This window comes from Streptomyces sp. NPDC001530, assembly GCF_042894545.1.
Taxonomy (GTDB): Bacteria; Actinomycetota; Actinomycetes; order Streptomycetales; family Streptomycetaceae; genus Streptomyces.
The window spans coordinates 1-19,277 of record NZ_JBIAVS010000009.1; the positions used below are offsets into that span (position 1 = coordinate 1).

General features: G+C 71.4%; 7 protein-coding genes and 1 pseudogene. 4 read left to right on the forward strand and 4 right to left on the reverse strand.

The features are described from left to right. Window positions 1-503 precede the first annotated feature (503 nt). Complete coding sequence (locus tag ACFY0T_RS19290; protein ID WP_388871572.1) at window positions 504-1,634, forward strand: DUF4241 domain-containing protein; 1,131 nt, start codon at window positions 504-506, stop codon at window positions 1,632-1,634. A gap of 443 nt (window positions 1,635-2,077) precedes the next feature. Here ACFY0T_RS19290 and ACFY0T_RS19295 read toward each other — a convergent pair whose 3' ends face one another. Beyond that, the gene (locus tag ACFY0T_RS19295) at window positions 2,078-2,926 is read right to left on the reverse strand and encodes a LysR family transcriptional regulator (protein WP_388871575.1); all 849 of its coding nucleotides are present in this window, start codon (window positions 2,924-2,926) and stop codon (window positions 2,078-2,080) included. A gap of 104 nt (window positions 2,927-3,030) precedes the next feature. Here ACFY0T_RS19295 and ACFY0T_RS19300 point away from each other — a divergent pair, with 104 nt between their 5' ends. The 3 genes from ACFY0T_RS19300 to ACFY0T_RS19310 all read left to right on the forward strand — a co-directional run bounded on the left by ACFY0T_RS19300 (window position 3,031) and on the right by ACFY0T_RS19310 (window position 6,168). After that, window positions 3,031-3,774, forward strand: a complete 744-nt coding sequence (locus ACFY0T_RS19300) for an SDR family oxidoreductase (RefSeq protein WP_388871577.1) — start codon at window positions 3,031-3,033, stop codon at window positions 3,772-3,774. A gap of 324 nt (window positions 3,775-4,098) precedes the next feature. After that, window positions 4,099-4,854, forward strand: a complete 756-nt coding sequence (locus ACFY0T_RS19305) for a transposase family protein (RefSeq protein WP_388871580.1) — start codon at window positions 4,099-4,101, stop codon at window positions 4,852-4,854. Window positions 4,855-5,028: 174 nt separating this feature from the next. Then, on the forward strand, window positions 5,029-6,168 hold the full coding sequence (locus ACFY0T_RS19310; RefSeq protein ID WP_388871583.1) for an acyltransferase family protein: 1,140 nt from the start codon (window positions 5,029-5,031) through the stop codon (window positions 6,166-6,168). 86 nt (window positions 6,169-6,254) lie between these two features. Here ACFY0T_RS19310 and ACFY0T_RS19315 read toward each other — a convergent pair whose 3' ends face one another. The 3 genes and pseudogenes from ACFY0T_RS19315 to ACFY0T_RS19325 form a co-directional block, all read right to left on the reverse strand. Continuing rightward, entirely contained in the window at window positions 6,255-6,530 is a 276-nt protein-coding gene (locus ACFY0T_RS19315; RefSeq protein WP_388871586.1) for a PqqD family protein, read from the reverse strand. A 212-nt stretch (window positions 6,531-6,742) separates the two neighbouring features. Next, window positions 6,743-17,911, reverse strand: a pseudogene (locus ACFY0T_RS19320) (SDR family NAD(P)-dependent oxidoreductase); the annotation flags it as partial. Between the two features lie 117 nt (window positions 17,912-18,028). Further along, complete coding sequence (locus tag ACFY0T_RS19325) at window positions 18,029-19,258, reverse strand: macrolide family glycosyltransferase (RefSeq protein WP_388871589.1); 1,230 nt, start codon at window positions 19,256-19,258, stop codon at window positions 18,029-18,031. Window positions 19,259-19,277: the final 19 nt, after the last annotated feature.

The window sequence follows — 19,277 nt, forward strand, 5'->3', positions numbered from 1 at the left end:
GGCGACTCCGAAGGGCCAAAGTCCTTCATCTTCCACGCAGCACCGCAACAAGGTGCTCTACCTACATCGAACTCCTCCTTGCGTTCGGGACACACCAACCGACGGAATTCGTTGACCAGCCGTAACGTGGCTTCCGCCGGGTTGGATTCCCGCGCAGGAGTGCCCACGTTCCCGCCCCTGAGCGTCGGCGCTGACGCGAACGCACGCATCACCGATGGGGCCCGCCGAACCGACTGTGTTTCGTCACCTGGGGCGGCCCATTTCGTCGGTAACCCCAGGTTGCTGGCCTCCCACAATCCTATGTGTCACACCTCAGTGGCAGACTGGCGGCACAACGAAGCTCCGGAAGGGCAGGGCGATGCGGCAGGGTCACCCGTCGAGCGCCACTGCTCGGGGGCGGCTGGTGCCACGGGGGGAGATGCGCGGCTGTGATCTTCGACAGTCTTGATGTGTCGTACGGCAACATGTGGGGTTCCCAGCAGGGAATGACCCATCCGGACCCGATGTCGCGCGCGGTCGCGGCACGCAGACATGCTGCCGGGATGGAGTACGCGGTTCTGCTGTCCGCGCGGGCGAGACCGCTGGCACTGGTCGAATACTGGCCGCGCCGGATGTGGCGTGTGTATCTGTTCGACGACAGGTCCTGGCGCATGCAGATGATCGACCTCAAGCCGCACAGCACGGGGATGTTGTTGGCTCACCGGAACACCCGATGGCAGTTTTCCAACGAGCAGGAGCACTCGTCCTGGAAGTGGGATGTTCAGGAGACCACGACCGTCTCGGCTGACGGGCAGGTCGAGGTGAGGTCCGAGTTCGCCGGGCCGAGGGGAGCGTCGACGGAGCCACTGCACGCTCGAACATCCGGCCCGTCGAGCGTCCCCGTGCGGCGGTTCCCGGCGCCCGTCGAAAGCTTCCTCTGCCCCGTACCGGAATTCGGCGACTGGCAGGTGTTCGCGCCGTTCCTCGCCCAGCAGGGCCACGAGCCCGCCACGACCGTAGTCCTGAGCGACGTGTCGGTGGACGAAGGATCGGGACCGCTGCGCGCCACCGGAATCGAGCAACTGTTCAGTCCGGGCGCGTGCGACACTCCGGATGGGCCGGCCGTCGTCGAGCCCGTTGACGCCGGCCTGCTGCGGATCACGTCAGGGCAGCTGGCGGTCTCGGACCCCGGCTGGATCGGAGAGACCCCGCGGACCGTCGCTGTGCCACCGGGCGAGTTCCCGGTCACGCTGTCGCTTTTGCGCACGACACGCGGGGCCGGTGTCGCCGCGGCCAGGGTGACGTTCCTCGATATCCCGCCCCGCGAGTGGGAAATGGCCCTCCGGCCCGACGAGGACCTGGGGCTGCTCGGCGAGGGCCAGTTCTACGGGGTTGGCGTGGATACCGGCACAGCGGCTTTCATGGATGCGACTCGGACGGTGATCGAAGACCAGCTGGACGAGGACCTGTTCATACCCCTCGACAGCCATTTCACCGTCGAACTGCCCAGCACGGAGCCCGAGCCGAACCTCATCGCCTTCCGTGCCGGCCGGGGCGACGGGGCCTACCCCGTCTGGATCGGCCGCACCGATGACGGACAGGTTGGTTGCGTCGTCGTCGACTTCCAGCTCCATTCCACCGACGGGGGAGAGTGAGGAGCCGCCGACCATCGGCGCGAGGCCGCACTGCCCGAGACTGGGACCGCGGCGAACCTCCAGAGTGCACACGGCGATTGAGAAGCTCGACAACTCGATCACCGACTTCGGCCTGGTGGACGCCTTCCTGGAGGACGTCAAGGAAGCTCGCCAGCGGTACTACGCCTCGATGCACATGGGCGATAGGGCCACCGACGCAATGCGCTGGCATGGTGGGCCAGCAAGTCCAGCAGGGCGTGTATCCCGCGCAGATACGCAGAAGTTCCCGCACACTGGAGCCGCCTTCGGTGGGATCGGCGTCAGCCCAATCGCCCGGCCGACGACGGACTGCGTTTCGTCACCCACACAGCCCCATTTCGTCGGTACGCCGTGTCGGGAGCTGATGACAGACCGGACGCTGTCCCCGAAATCCAGCACGGTGTCCCGGCGTTCACCGCCGTCGGTCACAGGGCAGTGGCGGCGCGGACCAGCCCCGCGACCGCCGTTGAGCGGCTGTGTGGGGGCCAGGCGATGACCGTGGTGACGTGGGGGGCGTCGGGGACCGGTACGGCGGTGAGGTCCTCGCGCAGGCCGGTGCGGCCCGACTCCGGTACGACCGCGCAGGCGCGGCCGAGGGCGATGAGCTGGGTGAGTTGCGTGTGGTCGCGCACCTGCGGTCCGGGGCCGTCCGGGAAGGTGCCGTCAGGGCGAGGCCAGCGGGGCAGGGGCAGGTCGGGAAGGTCGGTGACCTCGGCGAGCCGCACGTGGGGGCGGGCGCTGAGAGGGTGGCCCGCCGGGAGGATCGCGACCTGACCCTCGGAGTGCAGGTCCTCGGTGTCGAAGCCGGCCGTGTCGTCGAATGGCCGATGCAGCAGGGCTACGTCGGCCCGGCCGTCGTGCAGCAACCGTGCCTGCTCGCCCGGCCCGCACAGCACGACGTCCACGGCGACGGCGCCGGGCTCGGCGGCGTAGGCGTCGAGGAGTTTCGCCAGCAGTTCACCGGAGGCGCCCGCCTTCGCGGCCAGGACCACGGCGGGGCGGCCGGTCGCCGCGAGGGCGGCCCGGCGGGTGCGCCGTTCGGCAGCTGCGACGGCGTCCAGCGCCGCCCGCGCCTCCCGCAGCAGCACCGCCCCTGCCCCGGTCAGGGCGACACCCCGGCTGCCGCGCTCCAGCAGGAGGGTGCCCAGGCGCCGTTCGAGCCCGCCGATCGCCCGCGACAGCGGGGGTTGGGCGATCCCGAGCCGCTGCGCGGCCCGGCCGAAGTGCAGCTCTTCGGCGACCGCGACGAAGTACCGCAGCTCACGTGTCTCCACCCCGCCAGCCTAACCGGGACGGCCAGGAGCGATACCCGAGCGGTATCGCCGTCCACCCAGTCGGTCTTGGACGCCCTGCCCGGCGGGGGAGAAGTATCGATGTCATGAGTGAGACGAACACCGTGAACCACCACAAGATCGCGCTGGTGACCGGGGCCAACAAGGGCATCGGGTACGAGATCGCCGCCGGGCTCGGCGCCCTCGGCTGGTCCGTCGGAATCGGCGCGCGGAACGAGGAGCGGCGCGAGGCCGCTGTGGATAAGCTGCGCGCGGCCGGAGCCGACGCGTTCGGCGTGCCGCTGGATGTGACCGACGACGCCAGCGTGACAGCGGCGGCTCGGCTGATGGAGGAGCGGGCTGGGCGGCTCGACGCGCTCGTCAACAATGCGGGGATCACCGGCGGCGGACCGCAGGAGCCCACCACGGTCGACGTGAACCGGGTACGGGCGGCCGTGGAGACCAACGTGATCGGCGTCATCCGCGTCACCAACGCCCTGCTCCCTCTGCTGCGCCGCTCGCCGTCGCCGCGGATTGTGAACGTCTCCAGCAGCGTCGGCTCCCTCACACTCCAGACCACGCCTGGCGCCGAGACGGGCCCCATCGCCATCGCCTACGCTCCGTCGAAGACGTTCCTCAACGCCGTCACCGTGCAGTACGCCAAGGAACTGGCGGACACCCACATCCTGATCAACGCCGTCTGCCCCGGCTTCACGGCGACCGACCTCAACGGCTTCCGGGGAGTGCGCACCCCCCAGCAGGGCGCAGCCGCCGCGATCCGGCTGGCCACCGTATCGGCCGACGGGCCGACGGGCCGCTTCTTCGACGACGAGGGAGAGGTGCCCTGGTGACGCGCTTCCGGTTCGCGCCACCCCGGGGAGATGGCGCATGCGCGTCCTCGTGACCGGCGCCGTCACGCCATGTCGGTACGGCCGTCGAGCCCGAGCCGCCGGCGGACCACGAGGTGAGGGATCGAAAGGCACCGAGCGTCTGTGACAAGTAGCCTGCCTTCCAGGTGACAACCAGGCTGCTTCGGCCCGGCCCTTCTGCCGGCCTTTTCGGCCCCGCCGGTGACAACTATCGAGCCTCGGCACAGTTGGACGGTTCAGCGAAGCGGCGAAGCTCCTGGTAGACGGGTTCTCGACCAAGATCACCCATACCGCCAGGAGCTTCGCGTGCTTGTTTACCCGTCGTCGATCGACCTGTCCAGTCGCACTCTGCGGTACCTGACCGGGCAGCTCGCAGGCCGCCGCAGGGAGATCGGTACCCGGTGGCGGCGGCTGGCGGCCGGGCGTCAAGCCCTGCTCACCCTGGCCCACCTGCGGTGCGGTGACACCTATGCCCAGCTCGCTGCCGGGTTCAGCATCGGGATCGCGACGGTCTACCGCTACATACGCGAGGCTGTCGAGGTTCTGACCACACTGGCTCCCACCCTGGCCGAGGCGATGACGACGGCCCGGACGAAGGCGTTTGTAATCCTGGACGGCACGCTGCTGCCGATCGACCGGATCGCCGCCGACACCCCGTACTACTCCGGGAAACACAAGCGCCACGGCATGAACGTGCAGGTCCTCGCCGATCCGTTCGGACGTCTGCTGTGGGCCTCAGCAGCGCTGCCCGGCTCGACTCACGATCTGACGGCCGCCCGGCACCACGGGATCATCGACGCGCTCACCACTGCAGAGCTGAAGTGCTGGGCGGACAAGGCGTATCAGGGGGCCGGCGGTCCCATCCGAGTCCCGTTCCGGGGCCGTCGCCTCAAGCGATGGAAGCGGCGCCACAACACCACCCACGCCAAGATCCGCTGCGTCGGCGAGCAGGCCATGGCCGTCCTGAAAGGCTGGCGTCTGCTCCGCAAGCTCCGCTGCAGCACCAACCGGATCACCGACGTCGTGAAGGCCGTCCTCGTCCTTCACCACGCATCAACATGAGGTTGGAAGAGGCTGACTGACCGGTCGCAGTCCGCGGGCTTCTCCAAGCGCCCCTAAGAAAGCCCCTATTACCCCTACAAGGCCGAGCGTCACGACTCCGCACTCTCCCTGCTGGATAGATTCACAGAAATCATCCAGAAATCCGAGAGCAGGCAAGAGATTGGTGGCGGCTCGATGAGCATTTCTGCAGGCAGCACAAAACTGCCTACCCTGACCGGCTGTCGCGCGTTCGCCGCGTTCGCGGTGTTCGTCGGTCACGCTCAATTCATGCTCTGGGGACCGACGGAGATCAGCCGCTGGCTGGGCAGCGCGGCCATGTCCGGAGTCGAATTCTTCTTCATACTCAGCGGTTTCATCCTCACCTGGTCGGCGAACACCCGGGAACCGGTGGGCCCCTTCTGGCGGCGACGGATCGTGAAGATCTATCCGAATCACGTCGTCGCGTGGGCGCTCGGTCTCGGGGCCATGGCCTGGGCGGGCTACGCCCTGTCGCCCGGCATGCTCTTCCCGAATCTCTTCCTCGTCCAGGGCTGGATTCCGGAGTACGACGTGTACAGCAGCGTCAACGGGGTCTCCTGGTCGCTCTCGTGCGAGCTGTTCTTCTATCTGTGTTTCCCCTTGCTGCTGCCCGCCGTCCGCAGGATCGGCCCCGCGCAGCTGAAGATGTGGGCCCTGCTGAGCGTCGTCGCGGTGGTTCTCGTCCCGTTGGTGGCGAGCCACAACTTCGCGAATTCCCCCCAAATGCCGGGCCTTGGCATCACGTGGAAGCAATTCTGGTTCTCCTACACGCTGCCGGCCACTCGCGTCTTCGAATTCGGGCTCGGCATTCTGCTGGCCCGGATGGTGCGGGAAGGGCAGCTCACCTTCGTCAGGCGGCGGCATGCCCTGGTGGCGCTCTGCGTCGGGCTGCCGGTCTCGACCCAGGTGCCGTACCTCTACAGCATCAGCGCTGTCATGGCCCTACCGCTCGCGCTCACCGTGGTGGCCGTGGCGAACGCCGACATCGCGCGGAGGCCGACCCTGATCGGCCGGCCCCGCGCCGTGTGGCTGGGCGAGATCAGCTATGCCTTCTACCTGGTGCACCAGTCCGTGCTGGTGGCTGCCGGAGCGGCCTTCGACGTGAACGCGATGACCACGGGCACGGTCGAGAAGTGGGCCTGGTTCGCCGGGCTGCTGGCGGTGAGCGTCGCTGTGGCCGCGCTCCTGTACAGCAGCGTCGAGCGCCCCGCGATGCGCCGGTTCAGCCGCTCGCCCGCCCTGCGTCGCGAGGCGAGCGCCCTCGGCCGTGGCGTGGAGCGTGATCTGGCGGGCTGACGCACCGTCACCGAGTTCCGCCGCACGGCGACACGGAAAGCCGCAGGCCCACCCGTTCCCTCGGGTGGGCCTGCGGCCGTCTCGCCTCACGGCTCGACGCACAGCAGTCCCGCGTCGCGCATCTCCTCCACCCAGATGTCCAGATCGGCGCGGACGTTGCTGGGTGCCATGCCCCAGAGTCCGGCCAACACCAGGGCCGCCGCGTCGAGGTTGCCGTCGTGCTGGCGCAACGCGATCCACATCGACGTACCCACGGGGCCGCACTCGTATCGCAGGTGCCGACCGCCTGTTTCCGCCACCAGCTGCAGACAGCCGTCGGCGTCGACACTGACGCTCACCCCGAGTACCGGTCGAACACGCACACATACCTCCAGAGGCGGCTCCGAGGAGTCGGCTGGTGCGTCCGAAGGTGGGCACCCAAGCGGCGGAACTCCCGGGACTGACCAAACATGCTCGGCGCGCTTTCTCCAAGGCGGCTCACGCACCGTGCGGACAGGATCCGCACACCGCATCCGGCGCACGGCGCGGACAGCGGGTGCTGTCCGCGCCGTGCGCCGGAACACGAGATGGGTCCTCAGCCCAGGGAGCTCAGCCAGCCGTCGATCACGCCGGCCGTGAGGTGCGCCTTGTCCTCGATCACCGAGAAGTGATCGGCTTCGATGTCGCGCGAGGTGAACGAGCTGTCCCACGGCTCGGCCATCGCGCCCCGCCCGTGCTCGTCCGTGAAGGACGGCACGGCACACCGGACGAACAGCGTCGGCGTGGACAGACCGTCCAGCGTCAGATCGGTCAGGATCTCGCCCCACCGGGGCATGGCGGACAGCCGGGCGAAGTCGAAGCCGCCGAACGCCGCTTCCTTGTCCAGCAGCCCCACCGTGAGCTGGTCCAGGGGCAGACCCCACTCGCCGTCCCGCGGCCGGAAGGTGTCCACAAGGACCAGGCCCGACACCGTGACGTCCTGCCTCCGCTCCAGGCGGCGGGCGACGGCACCGGCCAGCAGGCCGCTGGAGGAGTATCCGCCCAGGACGATCGGTTCGCCCCGCGCGGCCAGCAGCACGCTCTCGGTGAGCACGTCGAGCGCCGCCTCGGCGGACGCCGGAAGGCTCTCGTCCCGCTCGAACCCGGGCAGCGGCACGCTCCATGCCTCCCGGTCGCCCGTAAGCCCGGACACCAGGCGGGCGTACTGGTGCACGCCCCCCGTCGCCACCGGGCTGCTCAGGAAGACCAGCCGTGGCCCGGCACCGCCCTCGCGCAGCCGTACCGGCGCCGGCACCGCGCCCGCCTCGGCCGCCGTACGGAACGACGGGCGCACCTTCGCCGCCGCCCGCAGCAGATCGAACCCGGCCTCGAACTCCCCCGCCTCCACGGCGGTGCGGAACAGTCCGGTCAGCGAATCCGCGCCTCGGGCGTGGGCCGGGGCATCCGCCGTCGACGCGGTGATCTCGTCCCGCACCAGATCGGCCAGCCCGCGCGGAGTCCCGGCGTCGAACACGGCCATCGGCGCCAGGCGCAGCCCGGTGACCCCGGCGAGCGCGTTGCGCAGTTCCATCGCGGCCAGAGAATCGAATCCCAGTCCCAGGAACTCCCGGTCGGGGTCGATCGCGTCCGGCCCACTGTGCCCCAAGAGGGATGCCGCGAGTTCACCTACGAGGTCCAGTACGGCACTTCGCTGCCCGGCCTCGTCCAGGCCGGCCAGCCGCTGCCGCAGCGCCGCGTCCCGAGCGGCACCGCGCCGTCGTACCGCGGGCACCAAGGTGCGCAGCAGCGGAGGTACTTCCCCGCCCGCGCCCGGCGCCGGCCTGTCCAGGCGGATGGGTACCAGCACCGCGGCGTCGGACGCGACGGCCTCGTCGAACAGGGCCAGCCCCTGCTCGGCCGACAGCTCACCGATGCCGGACCGGCTCATGCGCCGTTGCTGGGCATCGCTCAGCGTGGCCGCCATGCCGCCCTCGTCGGTCCACCGTCCCCACGCCAGCGACTGGGCCGGCAGCCCCTTGGCGTGCCGGTGCACGGCGAGGGCGTCGAGGAACGCGTTGGCGGCCGCGTAGCCCGCCTGTCCCGCGTTGCCGAGGACTCCGGCCACCGAGGAGAACAGGACGAACGCCGACAGATCCAGTCCCTCGGTGAGTTCGTGCAGGTGGAGTGCCGCGTCCGCCTTGGGGCGCAGCACCGCGGCCACCCGGTCGTCGGTGAGTGACTCGACCAGCCCGTCGTCCAGGACCCCGGCCAGGTGCACCACGGCCGTGACGGGGGTCTCGGCCAGCAGCGCGGCGAGTGCCTTCCGGTCCGCCACGTCGCAACCCACGATGTGGATGTCGGCCCCCAACTCCACCAGTTCGTCCTGGAGTTGACCTGCGCCGGGTGCGGCGGCACCGCGTCGGCCGGCCAGCACCAGATGCCGGACCCCGTACCGCACGACCAGATGACGGGCGATCAGGGACCCCAGACCGCCGGTGGCACCGGTGATCAGCACCCGGCTCGACGGGCCGAAGGCCTGCCCGGCGGCGGGTGAGAGGGGAGCGCGGGCCAGCCGTGCCGCGTGCAGGGTGTTCCCCCGTACGACGACCTGCGGCTCCCCCGACGCCAGGATCCGGGCGATGTCCAGGTCGTCGTCGCAGTCGGCCAGGACGATCCGGTCCGGGTTCTCCACCTGGGCCGCGCGGATCAGTCCCCAGACGGCTGCGCCGGCCAGGTCGGTGACGTCCTCGCCGGGCAGGGCGACGGCACCGCGGGTGACGACGAGCAGCCGCTCGTGCGACGCGTGGTCCTTCGCCAGCCAGGACTGCACCGCCCCGAGAGCGTGGTGGACGGCCTGGTGCACCGCGGCCGCGTCGGTCCCGGAGCCGCAGGTGACCGTCTCGGCGTCGAGGGTCCGGTCGGCCCGGGCCTCGTGGACCACCGGGTCCGCCACCGACGCCCATTGCGTCCGCAGGAGCGACGGGGAGCCCTGGCCCGTCCCACGGGCACCGCTCGTGCCCGTCGCCGGCCGTGACACCAGCGCGCCGACCGAGAGCACCGGGGCTCCGTTCGTGTCGGACACCTCGACCGCCACAGCGCCGTCGCGGTGCGTCGTGATGCCGACGCGGACGCTGCCCGCCCCGGCCGCGTGCAGTCGTACGCCGGACCACGAGAACGGCAGCAGCGCCGGGCCGCCGTCGTCACCGGCGAGGAGGATCGCGTGCAGGCATGCGTCCAGGAGCGCCGGGTGGACACCGAACCGCTGTGCGTCGAGCTGGGCCAGGTCCGGCAGCGCGACCTCGGCGAAGATCTCGTCGCCGCGCGTCCACGCCGCCCGCAGGCCCTGGAACAGCGGGCCGTAACCGTATCCGCGGTCCGCCAGCAGTTCGTACGCGCCCTCGGTGTCCAGCACGGTCGCCCCGGCGGGCGGCCAGGTGGGCGCAGCCCGTTCCGGTTCGGCCGCGCCCGGGACGAGGACGCCGTCGGCATGGTCCGTCCAGGGCTGATCTCCGCGTGTGCGGGACCTGATGACGATCGTCCGGCTCCCGTCGGGCCCGGCCGCGCCCACCACGGTCTGGATCTGCGCACCGCCGCGTTCGGGCAGCACGAGCGGCGTGTGCAGCGCCAGGGTGTCGAGCACCGCGCAGCCGACCTCGTCGCCCGCGCGGATCGCCAGCTCCACGAAGCCCGTACCGGGGAAGAGCACGGTGTCGTCGACCCGGTGGTCGGCCAGCCACGGCTGCCCGTCGAGTGACAGACGGCCGGTCAGCACGGCGCCGCTGTCCCCCGGCAGCACCGTCTTGGCGGTGAGCAGCGGGTGTTCCAGCGCGTCGAGACCGGACGGCACTCCGTTCGGGGTGTCGCCCCCGTCGTGCTCCAGCCAGTACCGACCGCGCTGGAAGGCGTACGTCGGCAACGCGACCCGCCGCGCCCCCATGGCGGCGAAGAACCCCTGCCAGTCCACGTCCGTCCCCGCCGCGTACAGCCCGCCGAGGGCTTCGACGGCGGCGGCCGCCTCGGCGCGCCCGGTCCGCAGCACGGGGACGCACAGCGTGTGCGGGGATCCGGCCGACTGCCGTGCCAGTCCCGTCAGTACACCGTCGGGGCCGAGCTCCAGGAAGGTCGTGGCGCCGCGCTCCTCGAGGAAGCGCAGCGCGTCGGCGAACCGCACCGTGTCCCGCGCCTGGCGCACCCAGTACCCGGGGGTGGCGAGCTCGTCGGTGAGCCCACCGGTCACCGTCGACACCACGGGAAGGGACGGCTGCGCGAAGGTCAGCTCCTCGACCACCGCGCGGAAGTCCTCCAGTATCGGTTCCATCAGCGCGGAGTGGAACGCGTGGGTGACCTGGAGCCGCCTGCTCCTGCGGCCCTCGGCCTCGAAACGGGCGGCCACCGCCAGCACCGCGTCCTCGGTCCCGGACAGCACGACCGCCTGGGGCCCGTTGACCGCGGCGAGGCTCACCGACTCGTCCAGGTACGGGCGTACGTCGTCCTCGGAGGCCTGTACGGCCACCATGGCGCCGCCGGAGGGAAGGTTCTGCATCAGCCGACCCCGCGCGGCCACGAGCCGAGCGGCGTCGGTGAGGGACAGCACGCCGGCCACATGGGCGGCGGCCAGTTCACCGATCGAGTGGCCGACCAGGAAGTCCGGTCGTACGCCCCAGGATGCGACGAGCCGGTGGAGCGCCACCTCGACGGCGAACAGCGCGGCCTGCGCGTACTCCGTGCGGTCGAGCAGACGCGCGTCCTCGCCCCACATCACCTCGCGCAGCGGACGGGCGAGCCGGCGGTCCAGCTCCGCGCTCACGTCATCGAAGGCCTCGGCGAAGACGGGAAACATCCCGTGCAACTCCCGTCCCATACCCAGGCGTTGCGAGCCCTGTCCGGCGAACAGGAGGGCGGTTGCGCCGCCCGCCCGTGCCCGGCCCCGGATCACTGCGGGGGCCGGCTCGTGCGCGGCGAGCGCGCCGAGGCCGCGAGCCACGTCCGCGCGGTCGGCGCCGACGACGACCGCCCGGTGGTCCAGCGCCGCCCGGGAGGTGGCCAGCGAGTAGGCGAGGTCGGCCTCGGTGAGGTCCTCCCGTTCCGTGAGGTGCGCGAGCAGACGCCCGGCCTGTGCCCGTACGGCATCCTCCGTACTGCCCGACACCAGCCACGGCAGCGGGATGGCCGGCCCGCGGGAACCCTCCCGCGGTGGCCGTGCGTCGCCCCCGGGAACCTGCTCGATGATCACGTGCGCGTTGGTCCCACTCAGCCCGAACGAGGAGACACCGGCTCTGCGCGGGCGGCCGTCGGCCGGCCAGTCCCGGGCCCGGGTGAGGAGGCGTACGTTCCCCTCCGTCCAGTCCACCTTCGGCGTCGGCTCGTCCACGTGCAGGGTCCTGGGCAGCCGTCCGTACCTCATCGCCAGCACCATCTTGATGACACCGCCGACGCCGGCCGCGCCCTGGGTGTGGCCGATGTTCGACTTCAGCGAGCCCAGCCACAGGGGGCGGTCCTCCGGCCGGCCCCTGCCGTAGGTGGCGAGCAGCGCCTGCGCCTCGATCGGGTCGCCGAGCGGCGTTCCGGTGCCGTGCGCCTCCACCGCGTCGACGTCCGCGGCGGCGAGTTCGGCATTGCCCAGTGCCTGCCGGATCACGCGCTGCTGCGACGGGCCGTTCGGCGCGGTGAGACCATTGCTCGCCCCGTCGGAGTTCACCGCGCTGCCGCGGATGACGGCGAGGACGGGGTGGCCGTTGCGCCGGGCGTCGGACAGCCGCTCCACGAGGAGGACTCCCACACCCTCGCCCCAGGCGGCACCGTCCGCATCGGCCGAGAACGACTTGCAGCGTCCGTCCGGGGCCAGTCCGCGCTGGCGGCCGAAGAAGACGTACATGTCGGCGGTCGCCATGACGGTCACGCCGCCGGCGACCGCCAGGGTGCACTCCCCGGAACGCAGCGCCTGGCAGGCCAGATGGAGCGCCACGAGCGAGGACGAGCAGGCCGTGTTCACCGTGACCGAAGGTCCCTCGAGCCCGAACGCGTAGGAGGTGCGTCCGGACACCAGGCTGCCGCCGCTGCTGACTCCGGCCTCCTTGCCGAGTCCGTAGTCGTTGTACATCACGCCCGTGAAGACACCGGTCCGGCTGCCCTTCAGCCGGGTCGGATCGATGCCCGCCCGCTCGAACACCTCCCAGGAGGCCTCCAGCAGCAGGCGCTGCTGCGGGTCCATGACGGTCGCCTCGTTCGGGCTGATCGCGAAGAGCGTGGGGTCGAAGTCCGCCATGTCGTGCAGGAAGGCACCGGCACGGGCATAGGTCTTGCCCTGTTTGCCGGGCTCGGGGTCGTACAGGCCGTCGTCCCAGCCGCGGTCGGACGGGAAGGGGCCCGTGGCGTCCACCTCGTCGGCCACGAGCCGCCACAGGTCCTCCGGCGAGGAGACGCCCCCGGGGTAACGGCAGCTCATCGCGACGATCGCGATCGGGTCGCTGTCGGACACGGCCCGCTCAGCCGCCGCGGTGACCTCGGGCTCCCCTCCGACAAGCGTCTCCTTGAGGTGGTCGGCAACGGCGCGCGCGGTCGGGTGGTCGAAGACGAGGGTCGCCGGCAGCCGCAGTCCGGTGACCGCGTTGAGGTGGCTGCGCAGCTCCATCGCGGTGACGGACTCGTATCCGAGGTCCTGGAAGGGACGGTCCGGATCGACCGCGTCGGCCGCGTCGTGTCCGAGCACCGCGGCGGCGTGCCGGCGCACCAGGTCGAGCAGCAAGCGGTCACGCCCTTCGGGCGACTCGGCGGCCAGCCGCCCACGCAGCGAGTCCGCGTCGCCGGCGGCGCTCGCCGTGCGACGGCGCACGGTGGGGTCGAGCGCGCGCATCAGCGCAGGGATCTCGTCCGTCCGGGCCCGCAGCGCGGCGAGGTCCACGCGCACGGGGACGACGAGCGCGTGGTCGGCGAGGAGCGCCGCGTCGAACATCGCGAGGCCTTCGTCGGCCGAGAAGGCGGGCAGGCCCGACCGTGTGATCCGGTCGACGTTGGCCTGTGACAGCTGCAGGGTGAGACCCGTGTCGGTGCCCCACAAGCCCCACGCCATCGAATGGGCGACCAGTCCGCGCGCGCGACGGTGGTGGGCGAGCGCGTCCAGGAACACGTTGGCGGCGGCGTAGTTCGCCTGTGCCGCGGCGAGCACCAGACCGCCGGTGGAGGAGTACATCACGAAGGCGGTCAGGTCGAGATCACGGGTGAGCTCGTGCAGATGCCAGGCGGCGTCCGCCTTCGGCCGTAGTACGGCGTCCAGGCGGTCCGGGGTCAGCGCGCCGACGAGGGCGTTGTCCGCGATGCCCGCCACGTGCACCACTCCCTTGAGCGGGTGCGCGGCGGGTATCGCGTCCAGGACGGCCGCCAGTTCGGCGCGGTCGGAGACGTCGCAGGCGATCGTCGTGACACGAGCCCCCATGACCTCGAGCTCGGCCCGCAGTTCCGCGGCCCCCGGCGCGGCGGGCCCGCTGCGGCTGACGAGCAGCAGTTGACGCACGCCGTGCTCCGCCACCAGGTGCCGGGCGACCAGCGCGCCAAGGCCGCCGGTCCCGCCCGTGACCAGGACGGTGCTCTCGCCGTCCCAGGGAGTGGCGCGGGCGGCCTCGCGGGACGTGGGCTCGGGGTGCGCGGGCACGTCCCGTACCAGCCGCGGGATCAGCACCCGGTCGCCGCGCAGCGCGGTCTCCGGCTCGCCGAGCACCGCGATGTCGGCCACCAGAGCCGCGGCACGTCCGGAGGCGCCGACTTCGTCGGTGTCGGTGTCCACCAGCACGAACTGTCCCGGGTTCTCGGCCTGGGCGGCCCGGACGATGCCCCACAGCGGAGCCTGCAGGAGGTCGACGTCCGCGCCCGCCGCCGTGGCCACGGCGTTGCGGGTCAGCAGCGCCAGCCGCGCTCCCGCGAACCTCTCGTCGGCCAGCCACTGTTGAAGCACCGTCAGAACCTGCTCGCTGACGTCCCGGAGGGCGGCCGGGACGTCGGCGGAGGCCCGGGCGCCGGCAGAGATGTCGGCGGCGGCCCATGTGTCGGCCGGGATGTCGGCCGAAACCCCGGTGAGGGAGCGGACGCGGTCGGCCACCGCCGCGCAGTCCAGCACCACCACGTCCGGTACGGCGCCGTCCGGGTCCAGGTCCGCCCAGTTCGCCCAGGCGGGGGTGGACCTGCCGGTCTGCGCGTCCAGCGGGTTCCAGTCGACCCGGTAGAGCGATCCGGCTCCGGTGCCGCGGGCCGCCCTCAGCTGCTGATCGGACACCGGTCGGGACACCAACGAGCCGACGCGCAGCACCGGTTGGCCGGTCGTGTCGGCGACGTCGACCGTGATCCGGTGGTCGGCGTCCGGTGCGATCCGTACGCGTAACGACGTGGCACCACGGGCATGGAGCGAGACCCCGGTCCAGGCGAACGGCAGCACCGTAGCGCCGCTGCCGGGGCCGTCCATGGCGAGCAGCGCCACGTGCATGGCGGAGTCCAGCAGTGCCGGGTGGATGCCGAAGCGCTCGGCGTCCGCGTGGGCGTCGTCCGGCAGCGCGACCTCGGCGAACAGCTCGTCACCGCGACGCCAGGCAGCTCGCAGGCCCTGGAACACCGGGCCGTACTCGTAACCGCGCTCAAGGAGTCCGGCGTAGGCGCCTTCGGTCTCCATCTCGGCGGCACCGGCGGGCGGCCACTGGGCCGGACCGGCGTCCGCTGCCACGGCACCGGTGCTCAGGACGCCTTGGGCGTGCAGCGTCCACGGTCCGTCCTCCTCGGCGCACGAGTAGATGCTCAGGGCTCGCCGTCCGCCGGGCTCCGGACCGGACACGACCAGCTGGAGCTGCGTCCCGCCTTCTTCCGGCAGCACCAGCGGTGCCTGCAGGGTCAGTTCCTCGACGACGTCGCAGCCCACCTGGTCGCCGGCCCGGACGGCCAGCTCCACCAGGCCCGTACCGGGGAAGAGAATCGTTCCTTCGACGGCATGGTCGGCCAGCCAGGGATGCGCCGCGGTGGACAGCCGGCCGGTGAACAGCAGTCCGCCGGAATCCGCCAGGGTCACCACCGCGCCCAGCAGCGGGTGGTCGGCCGCCCGGACGCCGACGGCGCCGGCCTCGCCCGCGTGGCCCATGGCGTCCGTCCAGTAACGCCGGTGCTGGAAGGCGTAGGTGGGCAGCTCGACGCGGCGGGCGCCGCTGCCGGCGCAGCATGCCGCCCAGTCGACCGCTCCGCCCCGTACGCCGTATTCGGCGACGGAGGTCAGGAAGCGGCCGAGACCGCCCTGGCCCCGGTGCAGCGTGCCCACTGCCAGGCCATCGCCCGGCCGGTCCCCGTCGGCGCCCGCCGCCCCCTCCTGGAGACCGGGAACCAGTACCGGATGGGTGCTGATCTCGATGAACCTGGTGTGCCCCGCGTTCCGGAGCACCTCGACGGTCTCGTCGAACCGCACGGTGTTGCGGAGGTTGCGGTACCAGTAAGCGGCGTCCAGCTCCGTGGTGTCGAGCAGATCGCCCGTCACCGTGGAGTAGAAGGAGATGTCCGACCGGCGGGGCTGGATGCCCGCGAGGGTCTCGACGACCTGCTCACGGACCTCCTCCATCTGCGCGGAGTGCGACGCGTAGTCCACCGCGACGCGGCGGTGGCGCACCCCCTCGGCCGCGTACTCGGCCGCCAGTTCGTCGAGGGCCGCCAGGTCGCCCGACACCACCGTGGCGGCGGGGCCGTTGACGGCGGCCACACTCAACTTGTCTTCCCAGCGGGTGAGCCGGTCCGCCACCTCCCCGGCCGGACGGGCGACCGACAGCATGCCACCGCGGCCGGTCAGCGGTCTGATGATGCGGCCCCGCAGCGTCACCACCCGCGCGGCGTCCTCCAGGCTCAGGGCCCCTGCGGCGCAGGCCGCGGCCATTTCGCCCTGGGAGTGCCCGACGACCGCGTCCGGACGCACTCCCACGGACTGCCACAGCGCGGCCAGACTCACCATCACGGCGAACAGGACCGGCTGCACCACGTCGACGCGCTCCGGGTCCGGTGCCTCCGCCGTGCCCCGCACCACGTCCATGAGGGACCAGTCCACGTAGGGAGCGAACGCGCGCTCGCAGTCCGCCATCCGCTGGGCGAAGACCGGCGAGGATTCCAGCAGCTCCGCCGCCATGCCGGGCCACTGGGAGCCCTGGCCCGGGAAGACGAACACCGTCTTGCCCTCCAGGTCCGCCTTCCCCCGCACCACACCCGCGGCGGGCTCGCCCTGGGCCAGCGCCTCGAGCCCCTTCATCAGCTCGGTCCGGTCGGCGGCCACCACCACGGCCCGGTGCTCGAAGGCCACGCGCGTGGTCGCGGCCGAGAACGCCACGTCGACCGGTCGCAGACGCGGTTGGTGCTCCAGGTGCGTGAGCAGTCGCCGTGCCTGGTCCGTGAGCGCCTGCGCGCTCTTGCCCGAGACCAGGACCGGCGCCGCCGGGAGGGCCACGCCACCGGGATCCTCCCCGGATCCGTCGTCGAGCGCGGCCGGAGCCTCCTCGATGACGACGTGCGCGTTGGTTCCGCTGACCCCGAAGGAGGAGACTCCGGCCCGGCGCGGCCGTCCCTCCTCGCCGGGCCACGCGCGGGCCTGGGTCAGCAGGGACACGTTCCCCTCCGACCAGTCCACCTGTGGCGTCGGCTCGTCCACGTGCAAGGTTTTGGGGAGCCGCCTGTTCCGGATGGCCTCGACCATCTTGATGATGCCGCCGACACCGGCCGCGGCCTGGGTGTGCCCGATGTTGGACTTGAGGGACCCCAGCCACAAGGGCTTGCCCTCCGGACGTCCCTGGCCGTACGTCGCCAGCAGTGCCTGGGCCTCGATCGGGTCCCCGAGTGTGGTGCCGGTGCCGTGTGCCTCCACCACGTCCACGTCCGAGGTGTCCAGCCCGGCGTTGGCCAGCGCCTGCCGGATCACCCTGCGCTGGGAGGGGCCGTTCGGCGCGGTGAGTCCGTTGCTCGCCCCGTCCTGGTTGACGGCCGTGCCGCGCACCACCGCCAGCACCGGATGACCGTTCTTGCGCGCGTCCGACAGGCGCTCCACGAGCAGCATGCCCACGCCCTCGCCCCAGCCCGTGCCGTCCGCCGCGGCCGCGAAGGACTTGCACCGCCCGTCACCGGCGAGGCCCCGCTGCCGGGAGAACTCCACGAAGACCTCCGGGGAGGCCATCACCGCCACGCCCCCGGCCAGGGCCATCGAGCACTCGCCCGACCGCAGCGACTGGATCGCCAGATGCAGCGCCACCAGCGAGGACGAACATGCCGAGTCCACCGTCACCGACGGTCCCTCGAACCCGAAGACGTACGAGACCCGGCCCGACGCCACCGCCCCCGCGGCACTGCTGAAGGGGTAGTCGTGGTACATCATCCCGGTGAACACACCGGTCGAACTGCCCTTCAATTGGGCGGGGTCGATCCCGGCCCGCTCCATCGCCTCCCAGGAGGTCTCCAGCAGCAGCCGCTGCTGCGGGTCCATGTACAGCGAGTCCTTCGGGCTGATCCCGAAGAAATCCGGGTCGAACTCCCCCGCTCCGTAAAGGAATCCACCGTGTCGGGTGTACGTCTTCCCGTCCTTGCCGGGTTCCGGATCGTACAACTCGCCAACGGCCCAGCCCCTGTCGCCCGGAAACTCGGAGACCGCGTCGACCTCGTCCGCCACCAGCCGCCACAGATCCTCTGGAGACGACACCCCGCCCGGATAGCGGCATGCCATTCCCACGATCGCGATGGGCTCGCGCAGGGCAGCCGACATGGTGCGGTTCTGTATGCGCAGCCGCTCCGACTCCTTCAGCGCCTCGCGCAGTGCCACGACAAGCCGCTCGTCAGACTTGGCCATCCCAGATTCCATTCCTCACATAGGTGCCAACGGGGTCTCGCCTTGCGGGGGCGGGAACGATCGCTAGGGGGTGTCCTTCTGACCGGGGCCGGAGCCCGCGCGGTGCAGGTACTGCTCGATCTCCTCCGCGGCGCGCACCTCACCGCCCGCGTCGAGGCAGTGCTGCCGCATGGTCCGGGCGCGGCGGGCGGTGTCCTCGTCCGCGATCAGGCCCAGCACGGTGTCGCGCAGCCGCTCGGGCGTGATGTCCGTGGGAGCCAGTACCTGTCCGAGCCCCAGCTCGGTGATGCGCCGTGCGGTCGGCCGGTCGACCGCCGCGAGCGGCATCGCCACCATGGGGCACCCGGCGTGCAGGGCTTCCACGACGCTGCCCATTCCGCCCTGCGTGACGAAGGCCCTGGCGTGCTCCAGGACGGCGCGGTGCGGGAGCCAGCGGTGCGCCTCGATGTTCGCCGGCAGGGGCCCGAGGTCCGCCGGATCGCAGCCGTCCCCCAAGGTCATGACGACGTGGACCGGTACGTCGGTGAACGCCTCGACGCAGCTGCGGAAGAAGTCCGGCTGCTGGTTGAACACGGTGCCCAGGGACGCGAGTACGACGGGCAGCCCGTCGTCCGGCTCCTTCCAGGTGCCGAGGAAGGAGCGGTCGCCCAGACACGGTCCGACGAACGCGAACCGTTCGTCGAACGTCTCGCCCGCGAACTGGAACTCACGCGGCAGGGGCACCAGATTGAAGTCCTCGATTCCCGTCGAGAACTCCTCCACGGTCATCGCGACGCCGTGCGCCTCCAGCATCCCGGCGATCTTGCCCATCAGCGCCTCGAAGCCCGCCGGTACCGCGCTGACTTCCTCGGCGTCGGGTTCGAGCATCGCCTGGACCGCCGAGAAGTGCTCGTTCGAGGCGAACACGGGTGACAGCCTGATCGCGGGCCGTCCCCATTTCCTGGACAGGATGCTGCCCGCGTGCAAGGTGGCCAGATCGTAGGCCACCAGGTCCGGCACATCCTCGCCGAAGTGCGCCTCGGCGGCCCGGATCATGGCTTCGCTCTCCTCGGCCAACAGGATCGGCAGGGCGAGGGGATCCTCATCGGTGGCCAGGTGCAGCACGTCCGCCTTCTCGTAGGCGGTCTCGTACGGCAACAGCGTGGCGCCGGTCGCCGCGACCGCCTCGGCCAGGCTCGGGCCTGTCAGGTACGTGACCTGGTGACCGCGCCGTACGAGTTCCGCCACCACGGCGAGATTCGGGTACGCGTGGCCGCGATCCGGTATGCACAGGAAGAGGAATCGCTTCGGCATCTCAGTCCCATTCAGTGAG